Source organism: Salinispora sp. CH2A1_6 (genome assembly GCF_056820975.1).
Window position 1 is genome coordinate 23466 of sequence record NZ_JBXEDG010000007.1, and the last position, 17829, is coordinate 41294.

The 17829-nt window shown below is 71.2% G+C and carries 20 protein-coding genes and 1 riboswitch; of the genes, 1 reads left to right on the forward strand and 19 read right to left on the reverse strand.

Features of this window, described 5'->3' with window-relative positions:
- Positions 1-98: 98 nt before the first annotated feature.
- The 14 genes from AC1UKG_RS12020 to rpe all read right to left on the reverse strand — a co-directional run bounded on the left by AC1UKG_RS12020 (position 99) and on the right by rpe (position 10819).
- Complete coding sequence (locus AC1UKG_RS12020; protein ID WP_018744030.1) at positions 99-1079, reverse strand: TrmH family RNA methyltransferase; 981 nt, start codon at positions 1077-1079, stop codon at positions 99-101.
- A 29-nt stretch (positions 1080-1108) separates the two neighbouring features.
- Positions 1109-1501 (reverse strand): 50S ribosomal protein L20, encoded by a 393-nt coding sequence (gene rplT / locus AC1UKG_RS12025; RefSeq protein ID WP_018215009.1) that lies wholly within the window; start codon positions 1499-1501, stop codon positions 1109-1111.
- Positions 1502-1534: 33 nt separating this feature from the next.
- Positions 1535-1729 carry a 50S ribosomal protein L35 gene (rpmI, locus tag AC1UKG_RS12030; RefSeq protein WP_011905775.1) on the reverse strand — a complete coding sequence of 65 codons (195 nt, stop codon included), beginning with the start codon at positions 1727-1729 and terminating at the stop codon, positions 1535-1537.
- A 20-nt stretch (positions 1730-1749) separates the two neighbouring features.
- Positions 1750-2364, reverse strand: a complete 615-nt coding sequence (infC, locus tag AC1UKG_RS12035; protein WP_018744028.1) for a translation initiation factor IF-3 — start codon at positions 2362-2364, stop codon at positions 1750-1752.
- Between the two features lie 347 nt (positions 2365-2711).
- Positions 2712-3176 (reverse strand): PH domain-containing protein, encoded by a 465-nt coding sequence (locus AC1UKG_RS12040; protein WP_018744027.1) that lies wholly within the window; start codon positions 3174-3176, stop codon positions 2712-2714.
- 145 nt (positions 3177-3321) lie between these two features.
- Complete coding sequence (hisG, locus tag AC1UKG_RS12045; RefSeq protein WP_018814034.1) at positions 3322-4167, reverse strand: ATP phosphoribosyltransferase; 846 nt, start codon at positions 4165-4167, stop codon at positions 3322-3324.
- 49 nt (positions 4168-4216) lie between these two features.
- Entirely contained in the window at positions 4217-4480 is a 264-nt protein-coding gene (locus AC1UKG_RS12050; protein ID WP_018744025.1) for a phosphoribosyl-ATP diphosphatase, read from the reverse strand.
- A 76-nt stretch (positions 4481-4556) separates the two neighbouring features.
- Positions 4557-5054, reverse strand: coding sequence for a 6,7-dimethyl-8-ribityllumazine synthase (ribH, locus tag AC1UKG_RS12055; RefSeq protein ID WP_018744024.1), 498 nt, complete (start codon positions 5052-5054; stop codon positions 4557-4559).
- Positions 5055-5056: 2 nt separating this feature from the next.
- A complete protein-coding gene (locus AC1UKG_RS12060; RefSeq protein ID WP_482642910.1) occupies positions 5057-6319 on the reverse strand; it encodes a bifunctional 3,4-dihydroxy-2-butanone-4-phosphate synthase/GTP cyclohydrolase II in 1263 nt (420 codons plus the stop codon).
- Positions 6316-7014, reverse strand: coding sequence for a nicotinamide riboside transporter PnuC (gene pnuC / locus AC1UKG_RS12065; protein ID WP_018744022.1), 699 nt, complete (start codon positions 7012-7014; stop codon positions 6316-6318). Before pnuC ends, AC1UKG_RS12060 begins: the two co-directional genes overlap by 4 nt.
- A complete protein-coding gene (locus AC1UKG_RS12070; RefSeq protein WP_018744021.1) occupies positions 7014-7697 on the reverse strand; it encodes a riboflavin synthase in 684 nt (227 codons plus the stop codon). The genes pnuC and AC1UKG_RS12070 overlap by 1 nt, the downstream gene beginning before the upstream one ends.
- A gap of 1 nt (position 7698) precedes the next feature.
- Entirely contained in the window at positions 7699-8760 is a 1062-nt protein-coding gene (gene ribD, locus AC1UKG_RS12075; protein WP_018744020.1) for a bifunctional diaminohydroxyphosphoribosylaminopyrimidine deaminase/5-amino-6-(5-phosphoribosylamino)uracil reductase RibD, read from the reverse strand.
- Positions 8761-8923: 163 nt separating this feature from the next.
- A riboswitch (FMN riboswitch) is annotated at positions 8924-9098 on the reverse strand.
- A gap of 58 nt (positions 9099-9156) precedes the next feature.
- A complete protein-coding gene (locus tag AC1UKG_RS12080; RefSeq protein ID WP_026271348.1) occupies positions 9157-10137 on the reverse strand; it encodes a response regulator in 981 nt (326 codons plus the stop codon).
- A 1-nt stretch (position 10138) separates the two neighbouring features.
- Positions 10139-10819: a ribulose-phosphate 3-epimerase gene (rpe, locus tag AC1UKG_RS12085; protein ID WP_018729984.1), complete on the reverse strand. Its 681-nt coding sequence runs from the start codon at positions 10817-10819 to the stop codon at positions 10139-10141.
- Positions 10820-11132: 313 nt separating this feature from the next.
- Here rpe and AC1UKG_RS12090 point away from each other — a divergent pair, with 313 nt between their 5' ends.
- Positions 11133-12017, forward strand: a complete 885-nt coding sequence (locus tag AC1UKG_RS12090) for a septum formation family protein (protein ID WP_018744018.1) — start codon at positions 11133-11135, stop codon at positions 12015-12017.
- A 161-nt stretch (positions 12018-12178) separates the two neighbouring features.
- Here AC1UKG_RS12090 and AC1UKG_RS12095 read toward each other — a convergent pair whose 3' ends face one another.
- The 5 genes from AC1UKG_RS12095 to AC1UKG_RS12115 form a co-directional block, all read right to left on the reverse strand.
- Positions 12179-13708, reverse strand: a complete 1530-nt coding sequence (locus tag AC1UKG_RS12095; RefSeq protein ID WP_482642911.1) for an RsmB/NOP family class I SAM-dependent RNA methyltransferase — start codon at positions 13706-13708, stop codon at positions 12179-12181.
- A complete protein-coding gene (fmt, locus tag AC1UKG_RS12100; RefSeq protein WP_018744016.1) occupies positions 13705-14631 on the reverse strand; it encodes a methionyl-tRNA formyltransferase in 927 nt (308 codons plus the stop codon). Before fmt ends, AC1UKG_RS12095 begins: the two co-directional genes overlap by 4 nt.
- 7 nt (positions 14632-14638) lie before the next feature.
- Positions 14639-15199, reverse strand: a complete 561-nt coding sequence (gene def / locus AC1UKG_RS12105; RefSeq protein WP_018744015.1) for a peptide deformylase — start codon at positions 15197-15199, stop codon at positions 14639-14641.
- Positions 15200-15246: 47 nt separating this feature from the next.
- Complete coding sequence (locus tag AC1UKG_RS12110; RefSeq protein WP_018744014.1) at positions 15247-16512, reverse strand: cytochrome P450; 1266 nt, start codon at positions 16510-16512, stop codon at positions 15247-15249.
- Positions 16513-16608: 96 nt separating this feature from the next.
- Complete coding sequence (locus tag AC1UKG_RS12115) at positions 16609-17592, reverse strand: AAA family ATPase (protein ID WP_018744013.1); 984 nt, start codon at positions 17590-17592, stop codon at positions 16609-16611.
- Positions 17593-17829 lie beyond the last annotated feature (237 nt).

The window sequence follows — 17829 nt, forward strand, 5'->3', positions numbered from 1 at the left end:
GCTGTGCCGCAGCCCGCCGGTGGGAGTCGTGCGGAGAGCGGGTCAGACCCGCCGCCCGCCGGCACCGGCGGGCTGGCTAAACGAACGCCGTTGCGCGTTCACGGGCGGCCGCTCTCCTTTGCTGTCTCGCTCGCGGTGCCGGCCTCAACAGCGGCTGCTTCCTCGACCGCTGCTACTTCCTCGACCGTGGGTGTGGTCTCCACCGCGGTGGTGGCCTCGACCGGGCGCGGGGACGACGGCCGGCGCTGCGCTCTCGCTGAAGCGTACAGGCACACCGCCGCCGCGGCAGCCAGGTTGAGGCTCTCCGCCCGCCCGTGCAGTGGGACCCGGACCCGGGCCTCGGCAGCCGCCGTCAGCTCGGTGGGCAAGCCGTGCGCCTCGGAGCCGAAGACCCAGGCGGTGGGGGCGGCCAACCGGCCGGCATCAACCAGGTCGTCCAGGTCGTCCGCGCCGTATCCGGTGGTGGCCAACACGGCGAGCCCGGCGGCCCGCAGGTCGGCGAGCACCTGCAGCGGATCGGGCGCCCGCACCACGTCCACGTGGAACAGGCTGCCCGCCGACGCCCGCACCACCTTGCCGTTGTAGGGGTCGACCGCCGTACCGGCGAAGACCACCATCTGGGCTCCGGCCGCGTCGGCGGTACGCAGCACCGTGCCGGCGTTACCCGGATCGCGGATGTCGGCGAGGACGGTGACCAACCGCGGCGCTCGCGCGAGAGCGGTGGCCAGCGATAGGTCGAGATGGTGGCAGACGGCGATCAGGCCCTGGGGAGCGACCGTCTCGGCGAGCCCGGCGAGCGCCGCATCGGTTACCTCCGAGACGGGGAGGTCCGCGGCGGCGGCCTGGGCGGCCAGCTCCCGGTACCGGTCCAGGGCGGCCGGCGTACCGAAGAGTTCCAGGACCGTGCCGGGGCGAGCCAGGGCCTCGCGGACCGCCTGTGGACCCTCGGCCAGGAACCGACCGGTGGCCTCGCGGTCCCGGCGGCGGTGCAGCCGACGGGCCGCCACGATCCGGGGGGTGCGGGGGGTGAGTGGTCCGGAGACGGCGTCGAGGCGCCTCCCGTGCGGTCGTGACTGCATGGGAGACGCCTCGCGCTGCCGTGGGTGGATCAGGCGGCCTGGGCGCCGGCGCCGCCGGTGCCCTGCTCCGCGACGGCCGCACGGGCCTTCTCGACGATCGCCGCGAAGGCGGCGGCGTCGTTGACGGCCAGGTCGGCCAGGATCTTCCGGTCGACCTCGATGCCGGCCAGCTTGAGGCCCTGGATCAGACGGTTGTAGGTGAGCCCGTTGGCGCGGGCTCCTGCGTTGATCCGCTGGATCCACAGCTGCCGGAAGTCGCCCTTACGGTCGCGACGGTCCCGGTAGGAGTACTGCATCGAGTGCAGCACCTGCTCCTTGGCCTTGCGGTACAGCCGGGAGCGCTGACCGCGATAGCCACTCGCGGTCGCCAGCAGGGTACGGCGCTTCTTCTGGGCGTTCACAGCCCGCTTGACGCGTGCCATCTCAGCTCCTTCGTTGGTTCAGGGTGGCGCGCGTCAGCGGCCGAGCAGCTTCTTGATGCGCTTGACATCCGGCTTGGCCACCTCGACCAACCCGGTCAGCCGGCGGGTACGGGTGGAGGACTTCTTCTCCAGGTTGTGGCGCAGGCCGGCCTGCTGCTTCACGATCTTGCCCTTGCCGGTCACCCGGACGCGCTTGCCCATCCCGGTGTGGCTTTTCATCTTCGGCATGTGGAACGTCTTCTCCCCTGCTACTCGCCGGCAGTTCCGGCGGGTCCGGCCGTCTCGGCCGGCGGTGCTGCCGCGGCGGCACCGGACTCCCGCTCGCCCCGCGCAAGCGCGCCGCCGCGGGCCGCTGTGGCGGCAGCCTTGGTGGCGCGGTGCGGTGCGAGCACCATGATCATGTTTCGACCGTCCTGCTTCGGCGCGGCCTCGACGTAGCCCAGCTCCGAGATCTCGGACTCGAGCCGACGCAGGAGCCGGTAGCCCAGCTCCGGGCGGCTCTGCTCGCGACCCCGGAACATGATCGTCACCTTGACCTTGTCCCCGGCCTTGAGGAACCGCACCACGTGACCCTTCTTGGTCTCGTAGTCATGCGGATCGATCTTCGGCCGAAGCTTCATTTCCTTGATGACGGTCTGCTGCTGATTACGCCGCGCTTCGCGCGCCTTCAGTGCGCTCTCATACTTGAACTTGCCGAAGTCCATGAGCTTGCACACCGGCGGGCGCGCCATTGGCGCAACCTCGACCAGGTCCAGGTCGACGTCCGCGGCCAGCTGAAGGGCGCGCTCCAGCGGGACGATGCCCACCTGCTCACCCTCGGGACCGACCAGTCGGACCTCACGTGCCCGGATCTGCTCGTTCACGCGTGGTTCGACGCTGATGGGGCCTCCTCGAGTCGAGTCTTCTGCGTTGCCGACCCTGCGGCTCCCGGGTAGGAACCGACCCGGAAAGCAGAAGGCCCCGGCAGCTGCCAGGGCCCGCTCGACCGGTCGGCACGACTATATAGTCGCGCATCCGACACCGAGGCATGCTCAGAATCGGGGACCGGACCCGTCCGCCGCGCGGCGAATCAGGTGGGAGCAGGCGCTCCGCTTTCAAGGCCACCCGCAAAGCCGCAGCTGGCCTGGTCGTCCCAGATAGCCTACACCCCGCGCCGGTCCGCCCCAAACCGGGCATCAGCCCCGTGCCTGATCTGACGGGTCAGGGGCGGTCAGGAGCCGGCGGCACCCTCAGCCAGCCGGGCCTGATGCAGCCGACGCAGCTTGCGGACCGCGTCCACGGCCAGCTCCTTGTCGGCGGCCTGGAGGGCAAGCATCGGCACCAGGTCGTCATCGTGCAGCTCAAGGCTCGCCCAGGGCGCCCCGCGGTCGAACCGGACGCCACGGACAAGCTCCCAGGGCAGTTCGTACGAACCGATCACGTTCTGCACCCGGACCCGCTGCGCGTCGGCCTCCACCCGCGGCCGGGTGAAGAGCAGGAAGGCAAGTGCGCCGAGCACGCCAAGGCCGACCATGCCGAGTTGGTCGCCTCGCTGAAACGAGCCATAGCCGCTGCCGGTCGCCCCGTGCAGCGACGTCGCCAGCACCGTGAACAGCAGCACCATGGCAATCGCCGAGGCCCAGCAGACCAGCCGGACCCGCCGGGGCCGGATACGGAACGCTTCGGTTTCGCTCACTGCACCAGTCTGCCACCCACGCCCGGGCGACCCGCGCCCGGCACACAGCCGGGCGCGGCGAAGCTCGGCCGGGGCGACCGGTCCGACGCGGGGTGATGACCGGTCCGGCCGGGGAAAGTAGTCCCGGCTCACGCCCCGGCCCGGGTCAGAGGCGGCAGGCCTGAATGCTCGTGACCAGAATCGCGCGGGCGCCGACCTGGTACAACTCATCCATGATCCGGTGCACATCGTCGCGGAGCACCATCGCCTGCACCGCGACCCAGCCCTCCCGGTGCAGCCGGGAGACGGTTGGCGACTCGATGCCCGGAGTCAACGAACTGGCCCGTGCCAACAGGTCGGCCGGGACGTCGTACGTCAGCATCACGTAACGCCGGGCGACAAGCACGCTGTGCAGACGACGGAGCAGCAGCTCGCACTGCGGGTGGGGCGGCGCGGCAGAGCGGCAGACCAAGACGGCGGACGAGCGCAGCAGCGGCTCACCGAAGACCACCAGGCCGGCCTGACGCAGCGTGGCACCGGTCTCCACCACATCGGCGACCACGTCGGCGAGGCCCAGCCGGATGGCGTTCTCCACCGCGCCGTCCAGGCGGATCACGTCGGCCTTGACGCCCAGCTCGGCGAGGTGCCGCTCCACCAAGCCGGGGTAGGCGGTAGCGACCCGACGCCCGTCCAGGTCCTGCGCCGAAGCGATGTCCTCGGGCCGCGCGGCGAATCGGAAGGTGGCCTGGCCGAAGGCCAGGTCGACCACCTCGGTGGCGGGCGCACCGGAGTCGACCAGCAGGTCCCGGCCGGTGATGCCGACATCCAGGTCTCCGGAGCCGACGTAGGTAGCGATGTCCTTCGGACGCAGATAGAAGAACTCAATGTCGTTCGAATCGTCCCGGCAGACCAGGTCCTTCGGGTCGGTTCGCTGGCGGTAGCCCGCCTCGCGCAGCATCTGAGCGGCCTTCTCGGCCAAGGTCCCCTTGTTGGGTACCGCGACTCGCAGCATGCTGGAATGCTCCTTGTCGAAAACGGGAGGGTCGGTCGGCACGGGACACTCACAGATGTCGGTAGACGTCCTCAAGGTCGAGGCCAGTTGCGAGCATCAACACCTGCACCTGGTAAAGCAGCTGGGAGATCTCCTCGGCGGTCCGCTCGGGCCCCTCGTGCTCGGCTGCCATCCAGGACTCGGCCGCCTCCTCGACGACCTTCTTGCCGACGAAGTGCACCCCCTTGTCCAGAGCCGCGACGGTGCCCGAGCCCGGGGTGCCGGCAGCGGCCTTGGCCTGCAGCTCGACAAACAACTCCTCGAACGTCTTCACAGCGTCGATTCTTGCAACCGACCGACCAGCGCGGCTCCACCGGGTCCGGAGTGTCCCACGATGCCGACCCCAAACCTCAGCCGCCGAAGCCCACCCGTGAGGTGGCGCCAGCCAGGTCCCGAACCGCGAGCGCCGCGTCGAGGACCGCGACGGTCGCCGCCCAGCCCTTGTCCTCCGCCGAGCCGGGCAGCCCGGCCCGGTCCCGGGCCTGCTCGATCGTCTCCACGGTCAGCACCCCATGCCCCACCGGCTTCCCCTCATCCAGGGCGATCCGGGTAAGCCCGTCGGTGACCGACCGACAGACGTAGTCGAAGTGAGCGGTGGCCCCCCGGACCACCACCCCGAGCGCCACCACCGCGTCACAGCGCCGGGCGAGCGCCTGCGCCACCACGGGTAGCTCGACCGAGCCGGCCACCCGGGCCACCGTGGCACCGGCCCCACACGCTTCGGCGGCGGCGACGGCCCGGTCGAGCATGTGGTCGGTGAGCTCGCCGTGCCAGCGGGCAGCGACCACCCCGACGGTCAGACCCGCGGCAGCAACAGCATCAGTGCCCGGTTCCCCGAAGCCCGCCATACCTATGCTCCAATCCCATCACCGACGACGGTGCGGCCCGTGGGCGCGTCGACCACCTCGTCGAACTTCAGCAGATGTCCCATCCGGTCCCGCTTGGTCCGCAGATAGTCCACGTTCTCGGGGTGCGGTCGAACCGGCAGGTCCAGGCGGCCGGTGACGGTCAGGCCATACCCCTCCAGGCCGGCCCGCTTGGCGGGGTTGTTGGTCAACAGCCGCATCGACCGCACCCCCAGGTCGTAGAGGATCTGCGCGCCGGTGCCGTAGTCCCGCGCGTCCGCCGGCAGGCCAAGCTCCAGGTTCGCGTCCACGGTGTCCCGGCCCAGGTCCTGCAACTGATACGCCTGGAGCTTGTGCAACAGCCCGATCCCGCGCCCCTCATGACCGCGCAGGTAGAGCACGACTCCGCGTCCTTCCTGGGCGACCCGCTCCAGGGCGGCGTCCAGCTGCGGGCCGCAGTCGCAGCGCAGCGAGCCGAAGACGTCACCGGTGAGGCACTCGGAGTGCACCCGCACGAGCACATCTCGACCATCACCGAGATCACCCAGCACCAACGCGACGTGCTCAGCTGAGTCGTAGTCGCCGCTGTACCCCAACGCCCGGAAGACCCCGTGCCGGGTGGGGAGCCGCGCCTCGGCGACCAACTCGACCTGCTTCTCCGTCCGCCGGCGATAGGCGATCAGGTCCGCGATGGTGACCAGAAGCAGCGAGTGCTCGGCGCAGAACCGCTCCAGGTCCGGTCCCCGCATCATGCTGCCGTCGTCGTTGACCAGCTCGCAGAGGACGCCCGCGGGGCGTAGCCCGGCCAGCCGGGTGAGGTCGATCGCGGCCTCGGTGTGACCGGGCCGGCGCAACACACCCCCCTCGCGGGCCCGCAGCGGGACCACGTGACCGGGCCGGGCCAGATCCTCCGGCCCGGTGCCGGGGTCGGCGAGCAGCCGGATCGTGTGCGCCCGATCGGCGGCGGAGATGCCGGTGCTCACGCCCTCCCGGGCGTCCACGGTCACCGTGTAGGCGGTGCCGCGCCGGTCCTGGTTGGTGTGGTGCATCGGCGGCAGGTCCAGCCGGTCGCACTCGCCCTCGGTCAAGGCCGTGCAGATGTAGCCGGAGGTGTAGCGGACCATGAAGGCGACCAGCGCGGGCGTGGCCAGCTCGGCCGCGAAGATCAGGTCGCCCTCGTTCTCCCGGTTGGCGTCGTCGACCACGACGACGGGCCGGCCGGCGGCGATCTCCGCCACCGCTCGTTCAATCCTGGCGAATGTGGTCATGCCGCAGCCTCCGCATAGCTCGGTGGGATCGGCGCGAGGTCGGTACGAGCAGCACGCGACGTCCGCCACCAGGCGACGAGACCCCAGGCGCAGAAGGCGCCGTAGACGAGGTACATGGCCGCAGAAGGGTAGAACCCGCCGCGCAGCAACAGTGGCAACCCGACCACGTCAACGGCGATCCAGATCAGCCAGAAGTCCACATACCCGCGGGCCATGCCGTACGTGGCGAGCAGGCTGCCGGTCAGGATCCAGGCATCCGGCAGCGGTCCCCACGAGCCCAGGGCGGCGAGGACCGGGTAGCTGACGGCGGTGCCGACGACGGCGGCCGCCAGCATCCCGAGCCGCTCCCGCCCGGTAGCCCAGCGGGGCTCCACCGCGGCGGCAGTGCCGTCGCCGCCCCGGCGACGGTTCCGCGACCAACGCCACCAGCCATAGAGGCCGAGCCCGAAGAAGAAGACCTGCCGGCCCGCCTGGCCGTAGAGGTCGTGTGCCTGCGGGGTGGCGAACGCTCCGCCGAGGAAGACGGTGAACAGCAGCGCGTTACCGATCATGCCGACCGGCCAGGCCCACACCACCCGGCGCAGGCCGAACATCGCCGCGGCCAGGCCGAAGACGTTGCCGACAATCTCGCGGACCAGCACCGGTGAGCCGGCGAGGCTCACCTGTGCCTCGAGCAGCCAGCCGATCGGCCCCATCACGCCGGCCCACCCACCGGCGCGGCACCGGGCCGGCCGACAGCGGCGGGCAGGTGATCAGCGGCGGGCCGGTCGTCCGGCCCGGCCAGCTGACCCCCACCGAGCAGCCGCTCGACGTATTTGGCCAGGACATCAACCTCGAGGTTGACCATGTCACCGACGCTCCGGGCGCCCAGTGTCGTCAGCCGCAGGGTGGTGGGGATCAGGCCCACCTCGAACCAGTCGGGCCCGACGCTCGCCACGGTCAGGGAAACCCCGTCAACAGTGATCGACCCCTTCGTCACCACATACCGAGCCAGGGCAGTGGGCAGGCGGAAGCGGACCGTCTCCCACCGCGCGGCCGGTTCCCGGGCCAGCAGCTCGCCAACGCCGTTGACGTGCCCCTGAACCAGGTGGCCACCGAGGCGGCTGCCGAGGGTGGCGGCCCGCTCCAGGTTCACCCGGTCACCGACGCGCAGCACGCCAAGCGCGGAGCGGCGCAACGTCTCGCCCATCACGTCGGCGGTGAAGGCACCACCGGCGAGTTCCACCACGGTCAGGCAGACTCCGTTGACCGCGATGGAGTCACCGGGCCGGGCGTCGGAGACGACCAGTGGGCCGTTGATGGTGACCACCGCGGAGTCCTCCGCGGTCTCCGCGATGTGGATGACCTCACCGAGTTCCTCGACGATGCCGGTGAACATGTCAACCCTCCCTCTTCCGGGGCAGAGCGGTGATCCGCAGGTCGGGTCCGACCTGGGTAACGTCGACGACCTCGCAGTCGATGGCATCGGTGATCGTGGTCACTCCCGCGGCTGCCAACGCGGCGGGGCCGGCGCCGAGCAGCCGGGGCGCGACGTAGCCGACGATCTTGTCGACCATCCCGGCGGCGAGGAAGGCACCGGCCAGCCGCGGCCCACCCTCCAGCAGCGCGGCGCGCACCCCGCGCTGGTGCAGCGCGCCGAGCAGCGCCGGCAGATCGACCCGGCCCGCCGAATCGGTGCCAACCTCCTCGGCGGTGGCGATCCAGGTGGGCGCGGCGTCGTCGCGGACCCGTGCTCCGGCCGGGGTCCGGCCCGCAGAGTCCACCACCACCCGCAGCGGCTGCCGGATGGCGAGGCTGCCGTCGCGCAGGTTCCGAACGGTCAGGCGCGGGTCGTCGGCGAGCACGGTGCCCACCCCGGCGAGGACGGCGTCCACCGTTGCGCGCAGCGCGTGCACGTCCATCCGTGCCGCCTCGGAAGTGATCCACATGCTGGTGCCGTCGGCCGCGGCGGACCGCCCGTCCAGCGTCGCCGCGTACTTCCAGACGAGGTACGGCCAGCCCCGACGCGTTGAGGTCAGCCAGGCGATGTTGCCCGCCTCCGCCTCAACGGCGCGTACGCCCAGGTCGACCCGGACCCCGGCGGCGCGCAGCGTGGCGGCGCCACCGGACGCGGCCTGGTTCGGGTCGGGTACGGCGATCACCACCCGGGCGACGCCGGCCTGCACCAGAGCGGTGCTGCACGGGCCCGTACGGCCGGTGTGATCGCAGGGTTCCAGCGTGACCACCGCGGTGCCGCCCCGCGCCCGCTCCCCCGCGTTGGCGAGCGCGACGATCTCGGCGTGCGGCCCGCCGGCGTACGCGTGGAAGCCCTCACCGACGACCTGGCCGCCCGGGTCGAGCAGCACGCAGCCGACGACCGGGTTGGGGCTGGTGGTGCCGAGGCCGCGCGCGGCGAGCTCGACTGCGCGACGCATCGCCTCATCTACGGAGACGCCGGCCATGCCCTGCCCTCCCGCCCGCCCGCCGATCGGTGCGCGGGCGGCGATAGGAGCGGCGGCATCGGGCCGCGGGCGTGCGGTGGCGGAGATCCGGGAACGGCACAGCCGCCCCGGGAGGACCGTACGACACGCCGACACCGGCGGCCGGGTAGGGCCCATCCGTCCCGCGCGCTGTCTCCCATCCGGACTGTCTGGACGCGGGCAATGCCCGCACCCAACCGTCGGCCCCGGATTTGCACCAGGTCCACCGGGCGGACGAACCGCTCCCGGGTCGCGGGCTTACCACGGTCAGGCCGTGGATCACCGCCGGTTCGGAATTACACCGAGTCCCGCCAGCGCGTGGTGGGTACTACCCGAAGTCTTACACGCTCTGGGGGGTCAACGGCTACCCTCAGCGCGCTACTTCACAGAACGATGACTCGAATCCGACACACCGCGACGCCGGTCCATCGCCACGTACGACCCCGGCTGACTCTTGGCCACCGACTTCATCTCGGAGGCGATCGTCATCGCCGCCAGCGGGTTCGTGAGCCGCTTGTCGGCATCCGAGACCGCGACGCCGATCGAGAGGGTGACCAGCGCGGCACGGCGTAGATTGCCCCGCCGGTCCTTGAGCTCCACGTAGCCGCGGGCGGCGTCGGGCGGGTCGTAGAGCGCGTCGGCCGCCTGCTCGAAGTCCGCGGAGACCTGTGAGGTCAGCTGCCGGACCTGTTCCGGCGTGCTGACGAAGATGAAGTCGTCGCCGCCGACATGACCCAGGAAGGCCGATGGGACCCCCACCGCGACGACCGCCTGGTGCAGGCTGCGGGCCAACGCGCTGATGAAGTCGTCGCCGCGAACAAACCCGTAGACGTCGTTGACACTCTTGAAACGGTCAATGTCGATGTAACCGACCGCATAGTCGGATCCGACCCGAATCCGGTCGGTGATCTCCCGGCGAATCCGGCTGTTGCCGGGTAGTCCGGTCAGCGGCGAGACCTCGCGAAACTCCTTGTTCCGACGCAGCGTGGAGCTGACCCGGGCCACCAACTCCGCGGTGTCGAAGGGCTTGACCAGGTAGTCGTCGGCGCCGGCGCTGAGGCCATGCACCTTGTCCACGGTCATTCCCTTGGCAGTCAACATGATCACCGGCAGGGCGGCGGTCATCGGGTCAGCCCGGAGCCGTCGGGTCAGCTCCAACCCGTCCATCCGGGGCATCATCAGATCGACCACGGCCAGATCCGGGCGATCCCGCGCAATCACCTCGAGCGCCGCCTGGCCGTCCCCGGCATGGATCACCTCGTAACCGTGCAACCGCAGGTTGAACTCGACGAACCGGGCAATGTCCTCGTCGTCGTCAACGACCAGAATGACGTCCTGGCGATCCCCGTCGGGCTCCACGTCAGGCCCGGGGCGCCGCGCACTCGGCCAGAGACCGCAGCCGGCGTACGGCCTCGGCCGGGTCGTCGGCACCAAAGACCGCGGTGCCGGCGACGAAGGCGTCCGCGCCCGCCTCGGCGGCATCGGCGATGGTGTCCACGGCGATCCCACCGTCGACCTCGATGCGCAGCTCCAGGTGACCGGCGTTGACGTGGTGACGGGCCGTGCGCACCTTGTCCAACAGGTTCGGAATGAACCGCTGCCCACCGAACCCCGCCTTGATCGTCATGATCAACAGGGTGTCGAAGCTGGGCAGCAGGTCCAGGTACGGTTCGATCGGAGTGTCCCGGTCGATCGCCAGCCCCGCCTTCGCACCGGCCGAACGGAGGTCCTTGGCCAACGCGACCGGGTCGTCACAAGCCTCGGCATGGAACGTCACGTTGTACGCCCCGGCGTCAGCGTAGCCGGGCGCCCACCGCCGCGGATCCTCAATCATGAGGTGCACGTCAAACGGGAGCGGGGTGGCGGCCCGCAGGCTCTGCACGACCGGCAGCCCGATCGTCAGATTCGGCACGAAGTGGTTGTCCATGACATCCACGTGCACCCAGTCGGCGGTGTCTTCGATGGCGCGGACCTCGTCCGCGAGGCGGGCGAAGTCGGCGGCCAGAATGCTCGGTGCGACGATTGGCAGCGGTACGGTCACGAGGCCAGTGTACGAACGCAACCCCCCAACGCCACCGGCGCGGCACGACCGGTGCGCCCGCGGGCGCACCCCCGCGGCTCCCCCGCAGGGAACTGGCCACAACGGACCAGGCGCCGTACAGCGCCATCGCTCCACAGCGGTCACGGTCGAACCGGTCGGCGGCAGCGGGCCGCGAGTGGGGAACGCTGGACCGCGCCGGCGGCAGCCCCGACGTCGATGGCCCACCCGGAACGGCTTGCCACGTGCCGTAAGCTGCCGCACCGTGGCGTGTTCGACGCCATACCTACCGACCACACCCGGAGAGGGTCGCCGGATGAAACGAGTCACGCTGTGCGCCACGCTGGTGGCCCTGACGCTCGCCGGATGCGCTACCGCACCGCCACCGGGGACCGACGGCGATCTGGTTGACGACTGGGCCCCCATCGCCGCCCCGACGGGTTTCACGCCCGAAGCGGGCATCTGCCACCCCACCGTGACCGAGATCGGTCACCGCAGCGCGTACGCGCCGACTCCCTGCGACCAGCCGCACCTGGTGGAGACCATGCACGTCGGCACGGTGACCGGGGACGAGGCGACGGACTCCACGCCACCGGAAGCCGGCTCGGCCGGGATGCAGACCGCCTACGCCACCTGCGCGCAGAAGGTGAACCAGGCGCTGGGCGGCGACTGGCGCAGCGGACGAATCGGTCTGTCCATCGTCTTGCCGTCGCCGGCCGGATGGGAGGGAGGCTCCCGCTGGTTCCGCTGCGACGTGAGCGAGCAGCAGAGCCTGGACGATCCGAGCGCGGTGTCCCGCACCGCCAGCCTGGCCGGAGCGCTCAAGGAGGGCGACTCCCCACTTCGGCACACCTGCTTCGAGCCGGTGATCGAGGATGACCAGGTGGCGGAGATGACACCGGTGGCGTGTACGGAGAAACACCACAGCGAGTTCGTCGGTGTCTGGGCCGCACCGGATGTCGACTACGCCGACTTCGAGCGCGACAGTGACCGGACCGGCAAGGGCTGCCTCGAGCTGATTGCCGAGTACGCCGGGGTGCCCCGCAGCGACGTGAAGTACCGCGCCGGCTACATCTACTACGAGCCGCTGGAGGAGCAGTGGCTGAGCGGCAACCGGGGGGTGCAGTGCTTTCTCTGGGTCCACGACCGGAGCCTGAAGCGGTCGGTGCAGGGTGCGGGCAAGGCGGGCCTGCCGGCATAGGGTCGGCGGCGCCCGGGACGAGTGACCGCCCGGGCCGGCCGAGCCGGGGTGGCCACGCCGCGCACCGCGCGGGCTGACCACCCCGGGTCGATCAACGAAACGCCTCCGGCACCGGCACCGGGCTGGGGAACAGGTCGACCACGGCGCAAGCACCGCCAGGGTCAGCCGCGGCGCAGCACCGCCAGAAACATGGCGTCGGTGCCGTGCCGGTGCGGCCACAGCTGCACCGTCGGCCCGTCGCCGAGCCCCGGCATCCCCGTTGGCAACAGCGGACGGGCGTCAACGAAGTCGACCGGCACCCCCGCGCGGCGTGCCGCCTCGGTAACCGTCACGTGCGTCTCGACAACGTGCGGCGAACAGGTCACGTAGGCCACCAGCCCACCCGGGCGGACCGCCCGCAGTCCCGCGCTGAGCAGTTCCCGCTGCAACCGGGTCAACGCCGGCAGGTCCGACGGCTGCCGACGCCAGCGCGACTCGGGTCGCCGGCGCAGCGAGCCCAGGCCGGTGCAGGGCGCGTCCACCAGGGCCCGATCGAAGTGCCCCTCCGCGAGCTTCGGCGTCGACCCGACGCTACGACCGTCAGTGTTGAGCACGGTCACCGGCAGGTCACGGGTGGCCTGCCCGACCAGACGGGCCCGGTGCTCGGACACCTCCACCGCGGTCAGGCGCGCGCCACGCTGGGCCGCGACGGCACCGAGCAGGCCGGACTTGCCGCCCGGCCCGGCGCACAGGTCGAGCCAGCGGCCGTCCGGGCCGTCCAGGGGCGCCGCCGTGAGAGCGTCGGCCACCAGTTGGGAGCCCTCGTCCTGGACGTGGGCCCGTCCCTCGATGAGCGCCGGCAGGTCGCCGGGGGCACCCCCACCGGAGTAGACCGCGTACGGGGAGAAGGCACCCGGGATACCGCCAACCTCGTCGGCCAGGGCCACCGGATCGGCCAGCCCCGGTCGGGCGCAGAGGTGCACCGGCGGACGCTCGTTGTCCTCGATGAGCAACCGGGTGGTCTCACCGAGATCACCGCCGAGCGCCTCGGCGAACGCGCGCACAATCCACTGCGGATGGCTGTACGCGAGCGCCAGGTGCCCGATCGGGTCGGTCTCCAGCGGTGGGGCGAGCCGGGCCACCCAGGCGTCGGCATCCCGGCTGGCGACCTCCCGGAGCACCGCGTTGGCGAACCCGGTCGCCCCCGCCCCGACCGATCGAACCAGGTCAACAGTTGCCGAGACAGCGGCGTGGGCGGGTACCCGGGTGTACAGCAGTTGATAGGCACCGAGCCGCAACGCGTCCCGAACCGGCGGGTCGATGCGGGCCACATCCCGCCCAGCGGCCTCGGTGAGGATCGCATCGAGAGTTCCGAGCCGACGCAGCGTCCCATACGTCAGCTCGGTGGCGAAGGCGGCGTCCCGGCCGACCAGACCCGCGTCGCGCAGGATCGCCGGGAGCACAAGGTTGGCGTACGCGTCGTCCCGGTTGACCGCGGCGACCGCTTGATAGGCGGCGTGCCGCGGTAGGTCAACAGTGCTCCGGCCGGTGGGACGGCCGCGCCCGCCAGCCGTCGGCCGCTGGCCGCCACGGCCCCGCCGTTCCGGGCCGCGCTCGGGTCCGGCACCGGAGCGACCGTGGCCGGCGGCGGGCCGACCGCCCCGGAAACCACCGGGCCGGTCCACGTCCTGGCCGTCTACCGGGTTCGTCATGCGAGGACCTCCCCAGCGCTGACCCGGACGCCGCGCGCCCAGTCACTCGCCGGCATGGCCCTCTTGCCCGCCGCCCGGATCTCCCCGAGCGCAACCGGGGTGGTGGCGGTGCCGGCAAGCACCCGGGTCTTCTCCACCAACAGCTCGCCCGGCTTCAGCTCGGGGCCATCCGCGACGAGAGTGACCGGGCCGAGCTTGACCCGCTCGTCGCGGAAGGTCGTCCACGGGCCGGGGGCCGGGGAGCAGGCGCGGACGCGCCGGTCCACGGCGAAGGCGGGGTCGCCCCAGCGCACCCGGGCATCCGCCACGGTGAGCTTCGGCGCCAGGCTCACCCCGTCGTTCGGTTGCGGCTGTGCCCGTGCGCCGCCCTCCTCGATCGCGTCCAGTATGGCGATCAGCAGCTCGGCACCGGAGTGCGCCAACCGCTCCAGCAGGTCGCCCGAGGTATCGGTGGGCCGAACCTCGTCGGTGACGGTGCCGTACACCGGGCCCGTGTCCAGGCCTTCCTCGAGCTGGAAGACGCTGGCACCGGTCAGCTCGTCGCCGTGCAGCAGAGCGTGCTGCACGGGAGCCGCGCCGCGCCAGGCGGGTAGCAGGGAGAAGTGCAGGTTGACCCAGCCATGCCGCGGAATCTCCAGGGCGGCCGGTGGGACCAACGCGCCGTAGGCGACGACCGGCACACAGTCCGGCGCCAGCGTGCGCAGCCGGTCGAGGAACTCCGGCTCCCGGGGCCGGGCCGGGGTGAGGACTTCGACGCCGTGCTCGTCGGCCCAGGCGCCGACCGGGGAACGGGACAGGCCACGGCCCCGGCCCGCCGGAGCATCCGGGCGGGTGAGAACCGCTACCAGTTCATGGCGGGAGGCGGCCACCGCAGCGAGGGTGGGGACGGCGACGGCCGGCGTACCGGCGAAGATCACGCGCATCGGCCGGTCACCGCCCCAGGCCGAACGGGTTGTTGGCGGCATGCGGGCTGAGCTTCACCGTCGGCGGGGCCGCCGGGTCGTACCACTCCGCCCGACGGATCTCCTTCATCGCCGCCTTGCGGCCGGCCGGGTCGAGCCGGTCGATGAACAGCACCCCGTCCAGGTGGTCGGTCTCATGCTGCACGCAGCGGGACATCAACCCGGTACCGACGATCTGCACCGGATCGCCGTGCCCGTTGAAGCCCTTGGCGACCACGTTCTGCCGGCGCTTCGTGTCGAAGTACAGACCCGGCAGCGACAGGCAGCCTTCGGGGCCGTCCTGCTCCTCGGCGTCGGGGAACTCCAACACCGGGTTGACCAGGTGGCCGACCACGTCGTCCACGTCGAAGGTGAACACCCGCAGGCCCACACCGAGCTGCGGCGCGGCCAGACCCGCGCCGTTCTGCTCACGCATCGTGTCGATCAGATCAGCGATGAGCTTGCGCAGTTCGACATCGAAGTCGACCACCGGGTCGGCCGGCGTGCGCAGCACCGGGTCGCCGAAGAGGCGGATGGGCTGGACGGTCACGCGGATTGGCTCCTTCGTGGGCTTGGCAACGGGCGTGCCGTACCAGTCTACGGAGTGCCCAGTGCGGCCCCGGCCGGCGTACCGTGATCAGCGGCTACGGCACCGACGGTCACCGGAAGCGTCTCGTAGCCACGCAGGGTCAGCCGGCTCCGGCGGACGGGCTCGCCGGCCAGCGCGAGCTCGGGCAGCCGGCGCAACAACAGCGGAAAGGCGACCTGGGCCTCCAGTCGAGCCAGCCCCGCGCCGAGGCAGTAGTGCGCGCCGGCACCGAAGGACAGCGGGGGCGACTGGGCCCGGCCCGGATCGAATCGGGCCGGATCAGTAAAGCGCGCCGGGTCGCGGTTGGCCGCGCCGAGCAGAACCAGCAGCCAACTCCCCGCGGGCAGCTCAACCCCGGCGAGGGGCACCGACTCGCGGACCGTACGGCTGGTCAACTGCACGGGTGAGTCGTACCGCAGAAGCTCGTCCACGTAGCTGGGGGCGAGCTCGGGCTGATCCCGCAGGGCGGTCGCCGATTCGGGGTGGGTCAGGAGCACGAACAGACCGTTGCCGAGCAGGTTCGTGGTGGTCTCGAAGCCCGCGACCAACAGCAACACAAGGTTGGCCAGCAGCTCCTCGCCGGACAGCCGGTCACCGTCGGCGTCATGCGTCTGCACCAGGGCCGTGGTCAGATCATCGGCCGGGTCCCGGCGGCGCTGGGCGATCAGCTCGGTGAAGTAGTCGCGCAACTCGGTGGCGCCGGCGTCGGCGACGGCCAACTCCTGCGGGGTGATCTCCGGCTCCAGGACACCGGTCAGATCGCCGGCCCAGCGCCGAAACTGCGCCCAGTCGGCCGCCGGCACCCCGAGCAGGGCGCAGATCACGGTGACCGGCAGCGGGTAGGCGAAGCCGCCCAGGAAGTCCACCGGAGCACCACCCCGACCGGCCCGGATCATCTCGTCAATGAGTTCGTCGGCCTGGGCGGCTACCACCTCGCGGAGGGCGGCGACCCGGCGCGGGGTGAACACCCCCGCGGCGAGACGGCGCATTCGGCTGTGGTCCGGCGGATTGGCACGAATCATTGACTGGGAGATCGACATCATCGCCGGGCTGTCCTGCCAATGCGGGAAGACACCGTCGCGCTCTTCATCGTCCATCACCGCAAACCGGGGGTTTCGCAACACCGTGTCGGCCTCGGCATACCCGGTGACCACGAAGAATCCGGCCGCCGTCGCCACCACCGGGCCGTGCGCACGCAGCCGCTCGTACGTGGGGTAGGGGTCACGCCGGCCCGGCGGAGACATCAGCAGTGCGACCGCCTCAGATGCGTCCATTCGCCACCTCCTATGTCAGGGTCAGGTGGCCCATCATGCACGCTCTGTGGGCGGTCCGTAACCCCCAGGCGGGGTACGGAGACGGTGGCGTGGCCGTCAGGCGCTGGCGCCCGGCTCCCCCGCCAGCACCGCGCCGCCCCCCAAAAGCGCCGGTGCGGGCAGCGGCAGATCGATGCCGTGCGCGACCGACCAGTCGTGGATCATGCTGGGCCGGACCTGGGCGGTGAAGTAGTCGATCGCGCTCATCCCACCGACGACGGGCTCGTCCACCTCGGCGACCAGCCCGGCGGGCACCAGCCGACACCCGTCCCGCAGCGCGGCGCTGAGTCGACGGTGCCCGTCCACCACAAAGAAGTGCTCGCCCGTGTAACCGATCCGCAGCGGCTCCGGCGGCTCGTCGCCCGCCGCAGCGGCCTCGCCCGCGGATTCGGCATCCCACTGGCCGCGGAGGGTGACGATGTCCTCGGTCGGGTATACCCGGGCCGGGTCGAGCAGCAGCAGCGGCGGAGCCTCCCGCAGCACCTCGGGGCAGAGCCGCCCTTCGTACGCGGCGACGATGTGCTCGATCACCTCCGTGGCGCCGGCCCGGGTGGTGTCGCAGATCAGGTCGTAGTTGCGCAGCTGGGCCTTGTCCACGCCGTAGCGGATGATGAACCGATTCCGCTCACTCTCGCTGCGCTCCATGAGTCGGGCCTTCGCCTCCTCGAGGGAGGTGTACTGCTCAGCCGGGCCGGAGGGGCGCAGCAGCACGCGCCGGGCGGCCTCCCCGGGCTCGGTGATCATGTGCACCTTGAGCGCGTCGGTGAAGAAGTGCCAGGCGAGCCGCGAGTCCATCACCAGGCACTCGCCGGAGGCCGCGATGTCCCGTTGGAGTTGGTCAACGTAGCCGTCAACAGCCTGGTCCAGCTCGGCGTGCAGATTGAGCTGGAGGGCGGTCATCTGCCGCTCCTGGGCCATCTGCCGGTAGAGGTCGCCCACGCTGACCCGACGCATGCCGAGGCGCTCGGCGATCTCCAGGGAGACGGTGCTCTTGCCGCTGCCGAGGTCGCCGTTGAAGACAATCGACTGAGGAACGGTCACGACTGGTCCACCTATGATTGCGGGCTGTCAACACTCGTCGGCACCGCGCCACCCGACGCGCTCCGTCGCCATCGCCGCCGAACCGGCACCAGCTCCGGCCAGGCGCATCGAACGACACACCCCTGGCCTGAGCCTTCATCCGGCTCGGCATGAGGGGCGATGCTATCACCGGAACCGCCGCCATCCCCACACAGCGTGTCCGTCGCACCAACCGAAGTAACTCATAGTAACTATTGA

Coding starts and splice junctions, on each gene's coding strand:
- AC1UKG_RS12020 (WP_018744030.1), bottom strand. CDS start 1,079: ATGCAGTCACGACCGCACGGGAGGCGCCTCGACGCCGTCTCCGGACCA.
- rplT (WP_018215009.1), bottom strand. CDS start 1,501: ATGGCACGCGTCAAGCGGGCTGTGAACGCCCAGAAGAAGCGCCGTACC.
- rpmI (WP_011905775.1), bottom strand. CDS start 1,729: ATGCCGAAGATGAAAAGCCACACCGGGATGGGCAAGCGCGTCCGGGTG.
- hisG (WP_018814034.1), bottom strand. CDS start 4,167: ATGCTGCGAGTCGCGGTACCCAACAAGGGGACCTTGGCCGAGAAGGCC.
- ribH (WP_018744024.1), bottom strand. CDS start 5,054: ATGGCGGGCTTCGGGGAACCGGGCACTGATGCTGTTGCTGCCGCGGGT.
- AC1UKG_RS12060 (WP_482642910.1), bottom strand. CDS start 6,319: ATGACCACATTCGCCAGGATTGAACGAGCGGTGGCGGAGATCGCCGCC.
- pnuC (WP_018744022.1), bottom strand. CDS start 7,014: ATGGGGCCGATCGGCTGGCTGCTCGAGGCACAGGTGAGCCTCGCCGGC.
- AC1UKG_RS12070 (WP_018744021.1), bottom strand. CDS start 7,697: ATGTTCACCGGCATCGTCGAGGAACTCGGTGAGGTCATCCACATCGCG.
- ribD (WP_018744020.1), bottom strand. CDS start 8,760: ATGGCCGGCGTCTCCGTAGATGAGGCGATGCGTCGCGCAGTCGAGCTC.
- AC1UKG_RS12090 (WP_018744018.1), top strand. CDS start 11,133: ATGAAACGAGTCACGCTGTGCGCCACGCTGGTGGCCCTGACGCTCGCC.
- AC1UKG_RS12095 (WP_482642911.1), bottom strand. CDS start 13,708: ATGACGAACCCGGTAGACGGCCAGGACGTGGACCGGCCCGGTGGTTTC.
- fmt (WP_018744016.1), bottom strand. CDS start 14,631: ATGCGCGTGATCTTCGCCGGTACGCCGGCCGTCGCCGTCCCCACCCTC.
- AC1UKG_RS12110 (WP_018744014.1), bottom strand. CDS start 16,512: ATGGACGCATCTGAGGCGGTCGCACTGCTGATGTCTCCGCCGGGCCGG.